Below are 2974 nucleotides of genomic sequence, written 5' to 3' on the forward strand. Positions count from 1 at the left end.
CTGCGGCTGCGGCGCGGCCTGCGTCGGCTGCGGCGCGGCCTGCGTCGGCTGTGGCGCGGCCTGCTGCGGCGCGGCTTGCTGCGGCTGCGGCGCGGACTGTTGCGGCGCGGCCGGCGCGGGCGATGACTCCGGCGGCGCGATCTTCGCCGGCGGCGGGGAAGCGACGGCGCCCTCGGCGAGGCGCGCCTCCAGCCGGTCGATGCGGGCCAGCAGCGCGCGCGTGGAGGGGTCGACCTCGGGCGCGGCCGCCTTCACCAGCGCCAGCTCCAGCTGGATCCGCGCCTGCGCGCCGTTGGCAAGCGCGTCGAGCGCGACCGACAGCAGGTCGAGCAGCCGCACGACGTCCTGGCGGCCGAGCTGCCCTGCCTGAGCGGCGAGCCGTTCGTCGCGCTCGGGCGTCAGCCGCAGCTCCGCCGGCACGCCGCCGAGGACCTGCACCGCCAGCAGCTCGCGCGCGTGCGCCTCCAGCTCGCGGATCAGGCCGCCGGCGTCACGGCCGGCGTCGACCAACCGCGCGACCGCCAGCAGTGCCGCGCGCGCGTCGTGCGCGGCGACCGCGTCGACGGCGCCGAACAGCGCCTCCGCGTCGGCGACGCCGAGCACCGCCAGCACGTCCTCGACCGAGATCCCCTCGCCGGCGCCGCTGCCATAGGTCGTCAGCTGCTCCAGCGTCCCGAGCGCGTCGCGGAACGAGCCCGTCGCGTGACGGGCGACGAGCGCCAGCGCCGGATCGGGGATCGCGATGCTCTCCTGGTCGGCGACGCGCCGCAGCACGCCGGCGATCTCCTCGACGTTGGGGCGCGTGAAGTCGAAGCGGTGACAGCGGTCGACGACCGTCGGCAGGACCTTGTTCGCCTCGGTCGTCGCGAGCACGAAGATCGTGTGCGGCGGCGGCTCCTCGAGCGTCTTCAGGAAGGCGTTCCAAGCCGCCGACGAGAGCATGTGCGCCTCGTCGAGGATGTAGACCTTGAAACCGCCGGAGACGGGCGCGTAGGCGACCTTGTCGCGCAGCTCGCGGATGTCGTCGACCGAGTTGTTGGAGGCCGCGTCCATCTCGATCACGTCGAGCGAGGTCGCGTTGGCGATCGAGACGCACGACTGGCAGACGCCGCAGGGCTCGATCGTCGGGCCGCCGCGCTCGCAGTTCAGGCAGGCGGCGAGGATCTTCGCCATCGACGTCTTGCCCGTCCCGCGCGAACCGACGAACAGGTACGCGTGATGGACCTTGTCGCGCTCGACGGCGTTGCGCAACGTGCGCACGACATGGGTCTGCCCCACCACGTCGGCGAAGGTGCGGGGACGATGGCGGCGGTAGAGCGAGGGACCGGCGGACACGGGCCTCCCAGTCTACCCACGGTCACGGCGCGGCACGGACCGCCCGGCGCCGTATGCTGCCGCCGTGCCGGCGCGCCTGCGAACGGGAGGGATCGTGCTGGTCCCCACGCTCCCCGTCGTTGCCCTGTTCGTCTACTGGGGCGCGCACGAGGGCGGCTATCTCCCGACCACGTGGGCCCCCTCGGCGCTGGTCGTGCTCGGCCTGCTGGTCGCCTGCGTCATCGGCCTCGGCCGCGACCGCCTGCGGCTCTCGCGCGCCGCCGCGATCGCGCTCGCGGCGCTGGCTGCCTACACCGCCTGGTCATATCTCTCGATCGCGTGGGCCGACTCGCCCGGCGATGCGCTCTGGGGCAGCGACCGCACGCTGCTCTACCTGCTGCTGTTCGCGCTCTTCGCGCTGCTGCCGTGGCGCGACTGGACGGCGCAGACCGTCCTGCTGCTGTTCGCCGCCGGGGTCGGCGCGCTCGCGGTCGTGACGCTCGCGCGGCTCGGCGACGCCGCCGCCGTGCCGGAGATGTTCAGCGACGGTCGCCTGACCGCACCGGTCGGGTACGTCAACGGCGCCGCGGCGCTGTTCACGACCGCGGCGCTGGTGCTCGTCGCGCTCGCCTCCCGGCGCGAGCTGCCGTGGTGGCTGCGGGGCGCGCTGCTGGCGATGGCGACCGCCGGCCTCGACGCAGCCGTGCTGAGCGAGAGCCGCGGGTGGCTGTTCTCACTGCCCGTCGTCGCGCTGCTGACGCTGCTGCTGATGCCCGGTCGCGTGCGGCTGGCGCTGTGGTCGCTGCCCCCGCTGGCCGGCGCGCTGCTGGCGCTGCCGGCGCTGCTCGACGTCTTCGAGCGCAGCGACGCGGCCGCGACCATCGCGGCCGAGCGCGTCGCGCTGAGCGACGCCGCCGCGCACGCCGCCGCGACCGCGCTGCCGCTCTGCTTCGCGGTGCTGGTGCTCGGCACGCTGCTGGCGCTGGCCGACCGCCGCGTCGCGGTCCCGCGCGGCGTGGCGCGAGGCGCCGATCGCGCCGGCGCGGGGCTCGCGCTCGCGGCGGTGATCGCGGGGATCGTGATCGGCCTCGTCGCCACCGACGGCCGCCCCGACCGCGCGATCGCCGACTACTGGGACCGCTCCAGCAGCTATCAGCAGAGCGCCCCGGGAACGTCCCGCTTCGGCGCCGTCGGCTCCAACCGTCCCGACTTCTGGCGCGTCTCGCTCGACGCCTTCGAGCAGCACCCGGTCGGCGGCCTCGGCCAGGACAACTGGGCCCGCTTCTACCTGCTCCACCGCCGCAGCAGCGAGCAGCCGCGCTGGACGCACAGCCTCCAGCTGCGACTGCTGGCGCACACCGGGATCGTCGGGACGCTGCTGTTCGCGACCTTCCTCGTCGCGGCGCTGGCGGCGGCGCTGCGGGGGCGCAGGCGGATGGCGCAGCAGCTGGCGGCGGTCACCGCGATCGCGCTGCTCCCGCTCGTCGTCTGGTTCGTGCACGGCTCGATCGACTGGTTCTGGGAGATCCCGGCGCTGAGCGGCCCGGCCTTCGCCTTCGCCGGCCTCGCGACGGCGCTGGCGCGCCCCCGCCCCACGCCTCCCGCCGCCGCGCCGCCCGCCGACGGCGCGTCGTCAGCCGCCCCCGCCGCCGCGCCGCCA

2 protein-coding genes are annotated in these 2974 nt (G+C 75.4%); one reads left to right on the forward strand and one right to left on the reverse strand.

What is annotated here, in order from left to right:
- The coding region (gene dnaX, locus R7226_RS31180) for a DNA polymerase III subunit gamma/tau (RefSeq protein ID WP_318601455.1) at window positions 1-1335 on the reverse strand (1335 nt) is incomplete at its 3' end.
- 64 nt (window positions 1336-1399) lie between these two features.
- Here dnaX and R7226_RS31185 point away from each other — a divergent pair.
- Window positions 1400-2974: O-antigen ligase family protein (locus tag R7226_RS31185; protein ID WP_318601457.1), on the forward strand; the 1575-nt coding region annotated here is incomplete at its 3' end.

This window comes from Conexibacter stalactiti, from assembly GCF_033542075.1.
Classification (GTDB): Bacteria; Actinomycetota; Thermoleophilia; order Solirubrobacterales; family Solirubrobacteraceae; genus Conexibacter; species Conexibacter stalactiti.